We start from the raw sequence: 7,026 nt of genomic DNA, 5'->3' as shown, positions 1-7,026 counted from the left end.
TAACCTGGAAGTACTCAAGAATGCCTTCAGGCAAAAACAACTCAATTAAACCCTGATCCACTTTAACTTTTTTTTTGTGCAAAGTTAATCCTTCATCTATAAATCCCCAGATTTTCAGATTGATCCTTTTTTAGAAGGGAGAGGGATGGTGGTTTTCAATTGCCAGGGCTGCCCTCTTCTTGACCAGATTTTATTGAATTCAGAATTATGAAATTCCAATCTTTTAAGTGGATTTTGAGAGTAGCCTATATAGTATCTGTTAATTTTAACAGAGAAGAGGATATAGACATAATAAATTTTCATTTGTCTAATATAGGAATGTGTCGGGCATAAAAAAAGCCTCGCATTTCTGCGAGGCTTAGCTCCTCCTCTTGGGCTCGAACCAAGGACCCTCTGATTAACAGTCAGATGCTCTAACCAGCTGAGCTAAGGAGGAATTTCCCGTTTGGGAATGCAAACATAGCAGTCGATATCTTATTTTGCAAACACTACTCGAAAATATTTAATATTTTTTTTATTCCGCCTTTTTTTAACTGTTTTCATTTAAGCAATTTTATAGAAAGAAGACATAATGACATTAAAATTCTGCTAAAACTCACTTTTTGATGACAATATGTCTTCATTAGTTCGGCAATAAGTCTGTTTTAAAGTTTGGTATAGAATTTACTAATACCTCTGTATAAAAACTAAAAAAAATATAAATACTATGACACTTTTAAAATATAACTCAGGATTATCGAATTTAGAAAACAGAAGTTTCTCTAATTTCTTAGATAGGTTCTTTAATGAATCTTTTGCTAATGTAAATAAGCAAGTGCAAAGTTTCAGTCCGCAGGTAGATGTTGCTGAAAGTAAAGATGAATTTGAGCTTTCTGTTGCAGTGCCGGGCATGAAAAAATCAGATTTTAAAATTGATATCACTGACGGAAGGTTGGTGATTTCAGGTGAGCGCAAGTTTGAAGAGAAAAAAGAAGAGAAAAACTTCCACTCAGTTGAAACACATTATGGCTCTTTTCAAAGATCCTTCTACTTACCTGAAAATATTAAAGAGGACAAAGTAGAAGCTTCATATGAAGATGGCATCTTGAAGTTAGTGATTCCTAAAGAAGAGAAAAAAGAGCTAAAAAAGACCATCCAAATCAAATAATTAGCGTTTACAAAAAATAAGGGACAAATACACTGTCCCTTATTTCTTTTGTAAAATATTCAAATTAACATACACGTTCCCTGTTTGTTAATCATTAAAAAAAAATAATGTTATGATAAATAAAAAGCAATTTTTTATAGGTGTAATCTTTGCATCGCTATTAAGTGCGCTCATTGCTGTAGGAGCTTTTATTTACCTCAATCCTGCTGGTACAGATAACAGAAGTTTTGAGGAAGTGCAACAAGCTAATGCAAAGCTTTCCAGCTTTCTGGATGATAATACGGAGTATAATGTACCTGAAGGCATTAACTTTATTTATGCAGCAGAGCAAGTAACTAAAGGAGTGGTTCATATTAAATCTGAAATGACTACCACTCAACAAAGAGCCAGGTCTCCTTTTGAAGAATACTTTAGAGATTTTTATGGAGATCAGGGAGATAGAAATATGCAGAGAAGAGCAAGGTCTTCGGGGTCCGGGGTGATCATTTCTCCAGATGGATACATTGTAACCAATAACCACGTGGTTGAAAATTCTTCTAAGTTAGAGGTGGTTTTATATGATAATAGAACCTATCCTGCTGAAGTAATTGGAGTAGATTCAGATACAGATATAGCATTAATTAAAGTGGATGCCAAAGATTTGAATTTTGTTGAATTTGGTAATTCCGATTTAACAAAAGTGGGCGAATGGGTTTTAGCGGTTGGTAATCCTTTTAATCTTACTTCAACAGTTACTGCAGGTATTGTAAGTGCCAAAGCGAGGAGTATTAATATCCTTAATAGCCAAAATAGGTATGGAATAGAGTCTTTTATACAAACAGATGCTGCTGTCAATCCAGGTAATAGCGGAGGTGCTTTGGTTAATTTGCAAGGTAAATTAATTGGCATAAATACAGCTATTGCCACTCCGACAGGAAGCTATGCGGGATATTCTTTTGCTGTGCCTTCAACACTTGTTAAGAAGGTAGTGAATGACCTTAAACAATTTGGAGTAGTGCAAAGAGCAGTATTAGGTGTAAGCATACTTGACTTAAATGATCCAAGGATGCAGGATAAAGGCATTTCACTAAATGCAGGGGTTTACGTTCAAAGCGTTGGGCCAGAAAGTGCTGCTGAAAAGGCTGGAATGAAAGAAGGTGATATTATTGTAGGAATTGAAGGGAGCTCAGTAAGCACCGTTGCGGAACTTCAGGAACTTGTGGCCAGAAACAGCCCGGGAGATAAAATTAATGTCACCTTTATTAGAGATGGTAAAGAAAAATCTGTAAATGCTACTCTTCAAAATTTGAATAATACGGTGGAGGCAGTGACTGCAAGTGCATCAAGAACTATTGGTGGTGCTGTAATTCAAGATGTTACTCAGGAAGAAATGGATAAGCTCAATATTGGTGGTGGTGCTAAGGTTACTGAGATTTCAGAAGGTAAATGGAAAGAAATAGGTTTAAAAGAAGGATTTATTATCACTGCCGTTGATAAAGTAGCAATTGCAAATACGGAAGAGCTTCTTCAGGTTTTGCAAAACAAAAGAGGAGGAGTGCTAATTGAAGGAGTGTATCCTGATGGAACTAAAGCGTACTATGGTATGGGCTGGTAATTCTTAAGGATTTTAATAATCATTTAAATTCTAAAAAGGCAGCTGGATCAGTTGCCTTTTTTCTTTTTATATCCTTTAAAATACTGCATTTTTGTGGCTGTTGGCTTAGCTCAATATTTAATTATATGGAATCTAAAATCTGATTAAACAATGGGTAATTATTTGTTGCTGACTTTCAGATGCATATATTGATTCTCATGTAATTGCCTAATAGGCTCTATTTAAATGAGTTTGGAGGTTTCTACTGCTCGGTTTGAGTTCGAATAGATCAGGATTAGAGGAGTAAATGCTTACATAAAAGCTCAAAGGAAAGAAATCAGTAAATTATTCAAATAAAACTATTTATGGACATACGAAAAGAATATGGCATTGAAGATGCACTAAAAAAATTAGGTATTACTAAAACTAATAAAGGTACTTCAACCGGAAGTGAATGGATGGAGTCAGCTCATTCTATTTCTTCTTTTTCTCCGGTAGATGGCACAGAAATAGCTTCTGTTGGAATTACTGAAAACAAGGATTATGAAAAGGTAATCGAAAAAGCTCAAACGGCATTTAAATTTTGGGCTAATTTGCCTGCTCCTAATAGAGGCGAGATTGTGAGGCAGTTCTCTCAAAAATTAAGAGAAATGAAAGATCCATTAGGCAGGCTTGTGTCTTACGAAATGGGGAAATCACTTCAAGAAGGTTGGGGAGAAGTTCAGGAAATGATAGATATCTGCGATTTTGCTGTTGGTCTTTCCCGTCAATTACATGGTTTAACCATTAAATCGGAGAGGCCTGAGCATCATATGCAAGAGCAATGGCATCCATTAGGAATAACTGGAATTATCTCCGCATTTAATTTTCCTGTTGCAGTCTGGAGTTGGAATACTGCCCTTGCCTGGGTAGCTGGTGATGTATGCGTTTGGAAACCATCAGAGAAGACTCCTTTAACAGGTGTAGCTTGTCAGAACCTGATAGCAGAGGTTTTAAAAGAGAACAAAATGCCTGAAGGTATTTCCTGCTTAATTAATGGCGATTATAAAGTGGGTGAGTGGATGACTCATGATGAACGAATCCCTCTTATTTCAGCTACAGGATCTATTAGAATGGGGAAAATAGTTGGGCAGGCAGTGGCTGCCAGATTAGGTAAATCCATTCTTGAGTTAGGTGGAAATAATGCAATGATCATTACTCCTGATGCTGATTTGAAGATCTCTTTAATTGGTAGTGTATTTGGAGCTGTCGGTACAGCAGGTCAGCGTTGTACTTCCACCAGAAGATTAATTGTGCATGAAGATATCTACAATGATTTAACAGAGAAAATAAAAGGTGCTTATTCGCAATTAAGAATAGGAAATCCTTTAGACGAAAAAAATCATGTAGGTCCATTAATTGATAAAGATGCAGTTAATGCTTACGAGAATGCTATAGAAAAAGCTAAAAGCCTTGGCGGTAAAGTAATAGTTGAAGGTGGTGTGCTATCAGGTGAGGGTTATGAAAGCGGTTGTTATGTTAAACCTGCCATTATTGAAGTAGAAAATAGTTACTCCATAGTTCAAGAGGAAACTTTTGCCCCTATATTATATGTAATTAAGTATAAGGGAGGCGTTGAAAATGCCATTGCAATTCAAAATAGTGTGAAGCAGGGATTATCATCTGCAATTATGACTAATAATGTGAGGGAAGCTCATAAATTTCTTTCCGGAGCAGGATCTGACTGTGGAATTGCAAATGTAAACATTGGTACTTCAGGAGCAGAAATTGGAGGCGCCTTTGGTGGAGAGAAAGAAACAGGAGGAGGAAGAGAGTCTGGATCTGATGCCTGGAAAGCTTATATGAGGAGGCAAACGAACACTTTGAATTATGGAGATTCCTTGCCATTGGCACAGGGAATTAAATTTGATCTGTAATTTTTTTGAAAATGCACCCGAATATTCAGGTGCATTTTCTATATTGGAATGTTTTTATCCTTAATTGAATTTTTTGTAATTTTAGCACTGAAATTAAACATCTTAATTATGAGTAAGTACCACTCCGTCATGTTAATTGATGACAACGAAATAGATAATCTGATTAACCAAAAAATGGTAGAGGCTGCGCGCTTGTCAGATTATATTTACACCCACACTGGTGCCAAAAGTGCTATCGAATTTTTAAAGAACATCGAGCAACTGGAAAAAGACGTAGTAGAAAAAGTACTTCCTGATGTTATATTTTTAGATATTGATATGCCTCTAATGGATGGATTTCAGTTTCTTGAAGAGTTTAATAAGCTGAAAGATGCAACTATTAAAAAATGCAAAATCATAATGCTTACTTCTTCTATTAATCCGCAAGATGTAAGCAAGTCAAAGAAATATGAAGCGGTTAAAAAATACTTGAATAAACCGCTTTCTCAGGAAAGTTTAATGGACTTATCTATTTAAGATAAGCCCATTAAACCAATTTATCTATCAATTCATCATTTATAGTAATCAATAAAGAAGGTGAAAAGTGCTGTTCAGGCTTTAGCGCATTAAATACCTTAGCCATTTCACCAATCTTCTCTCGTTTGTTGCGTTTCGATTCGCTTAAAGAAATTTTCATTATCTTATTAAGAAGCTGAATGTTAGCGCAGTTGTCTTTACCTAAAATCCTGATCTGTCTCTGGATACTGTTGATTAATTGGTTGAACAACTCATAATCTTTTACCAAACAATATTGTAAAGCAAGAAGTGTTTTAATTTCTAATTGCGCATTTTGGTATTTTTTCAAACTTACATCATTTAACAGGTTATTGAACCACTTAGCGGCTTCTACATATTTATTGTCAAAGTAGCAGCTTAGTGCTCTGTAAGTGATATAGGTTATATACTGAGGTACATTATCTCTATCGGGCTCAAAATCCTGAAATATTGCCTGGTTTTCCTCTGATAAAGGTGGGCCATCCTGCTGTCTTTTTTTTCTTTCTATTTTGGTTACAAGAAATTGAGCAGGGTAAGTATAGAGTGTGAAATTCGAAAGGAATGTATCGCAGGATTCATTCACTTCTTCATAAAAATTATCGGCCTTTCTATATAAAGTATAGTGGTTGTAGTATTCAAGCTTTAAGAACTCGTATACTAACTTCAAATGGAAATAGATGGAGTCCAGACTATAAAGTTCAAAGATTTCCTCAGCTTTATTGAGTATATCCTCTATAGGCTCAAGGTCTGAATTGTTATCATCCTCTTCAACAAAAAGTCTGTGGAAGATATTCATACAATTTTTGTAGATATACAATCTATGAGATTCATATATCCTACAAGTGTTAATCATTTCCTTGTTCAGTAAATCTAACTCCAGTTTATTTACGCTATCTCCTGTAAGTGAGTAGTTGCCAAATTTAATAAAATAGCTGCTCAGCAAGTCTTCGGCTTTGTCAACGGCCAACATGTAGGCAACATGCTTGTTATACAGCTGGCTATATTGAAAGTATTCTTCAGTATTATGATGAAGTTTTTTAAGGGCCTTATACACCACTGTTAATTCATTGGAAAGATCATAATCAATGAGTTCTTTCTCTAATTTTTTAAGTGTGGCTATCGCAATGGCCTTCTTTTTTGTGAAAAGTATTTCGTTGATATTCGCAACTTTTTTGAGAATATCCGTGCGAGGATTCTCCATTTGTTGAAGCAAATACTCTTCAATTTTTTGATTCAGTCTGGAACGAAGCGTATAGTAAGCATTTGTGTTTACTTCCAGTTCGTTCATTAACGTATGGTCTCCTGAATGACTTTCACGCATTGATTTAAGCAAGTAAGCTGACTTATCTGCACCTCCGGTAGAAAGAGAGTCATAAATTGCCTGATAATCAGCATCTGAAAGTTGCATGATAATATTCTTGAGTTTAGCCATTTTATCCTGGTTTACTATTGGTTAATGTCAAATTGGTAGAAAGATAATTATTTAGTTGAAAAACACACAAAATAAGTGGATTTATTACTGAAAACCTTACATGAGAGGAGTTCTTTTTTCCTTAAATGCCAATTTTCATAAAATTAACAGCGCGAAGGGCTATTTAAAATTGGAAAAGTTCTATACTGGTTAGTTTATTTTGACCTTGTTCATGATGTAATTCATCTTTAATTGAATGTCCTGCTGAAGCAAAGTAGAAGAGTTGCTAACTTTAATACACGTGGCTGTTTCAGAAGAAATTTGTTTGGAAATTCGAAATGTTGAATTTTCTACTAACTACTTTTAATAGAATGATTATTCTACTCAATTATAGTCATGTAGGATTGATGGGCTGAAATAGCTTATAAAAACTGGAGACTGCCAG

6 protein-coding genes and 1 tRNA gene are annotated in these 7,026 nt (G+C 35.1%); 4 read left to right on the top strand and 3 right to left on the bottom strand.

All coding sequences use genetic code 11. From position 1 onward, the window contains the following. Window positions 1–114: 114 nt before the first annotated feature. Window positions 115–303, bottom strand: a complete 189-nt coding sequence (locus IEV85_RS25255; protein ID WP_188467353.1) for a GIY-YIG nuclease family protein — start codon at window positions 301–303, stop codon at window positions 115–117. Window positions 304–362: 59 nt separating this feature from the next. After that, window positions 363–436 (bottom strand) — tRNA-Asn (locus IEV85_RS21610). Between the two features lie 270 nt (window positions 437–706). On the opposite strand from IEV85_RS21610, the gene IEV85_RS21605 reads away from it, so the two are divergent. From IEV85_RS21605 to IEV85_RS21590, 4 genes are all read left to right on the top strand, one after another. Beyond that, a complete protein-coding gene (locus IEV85_RS21605; protein ID WP_188467352.1) occupies window positions 707–1,147 on the top strand; it encodes an Hsp20/alpha crystallin family protein in 441 nt (146 codons plus the stop codon). A gap of 112 nt (window positions 1,148–1,259) precedes the next feature. Next, window positions 1,260–2,741 (top strand): Do family serine endopeptidase, encoded by a 1,482-nt coding sequence (locus IEV85_RS21600; RefSeq protein WP_345260792.1) that lies wholly within the window; start codon window positions 1,260–1,262, stop codon window positions 2,739–2,741. A 344-nt stretch (window positions 2,742–3,085) separates the two neighbouring features. Continuing rightward, a complete protein-coding gene (amaB, locus tag IEV85_RS21595; protein ID WP_188467351.1) occupies window positions 3,086–4,636 on the top strand; it encodes an L-piperidine-6-carboxylate dehydrogenase in 1,551 nt (516 codons plus the stop codon). A 108-nt stretch (window positions 4,637–4,744) separates the two neighbouring features. Further along, a complete protein-coding gene (locus tag IEV85_RS21590) occupies window positions 4,745–5,152 on the top strand; it encodes a response regulator (protein WP_188467350.1) in 408 nt (135 codons plus the stop codon). A gap of 10 nt (window positions 5,153–5,162) precedes the next feature. On the opposite strand, the gene IEV85_RS21585 is transcribed toward IEV85_RS21590, so the two are convergent. Further along, window positions 5,163–6,602 carry a protein kinase family protein gene (locus IEV85_RS21585; protein ID WP_188467349.1) on the bottom strand — a complete coding sequence of 480 codons (1,440 nt, stop codon included), beginning with the start codon at window positions 6,600–6,602 and terminating at the stop codon, window positions 5,163–5,165. Window positions 6,603–7,026: the final 424 nt, after the last annotated feature.

Source organism: Marivirga lumbricoides, from assembly GCF_014636295.1.
GTDB lineage: Bacteria > Bacteroidota > Bacteroidia > Cytophagales > Cyclobacteriaceae > Marivirga > Marivirga lumbricoides.
Note: the sequence above shows the minus strand (reverse complement) of the source record. Positions and strands in the feature narration are given on the sequence as shown.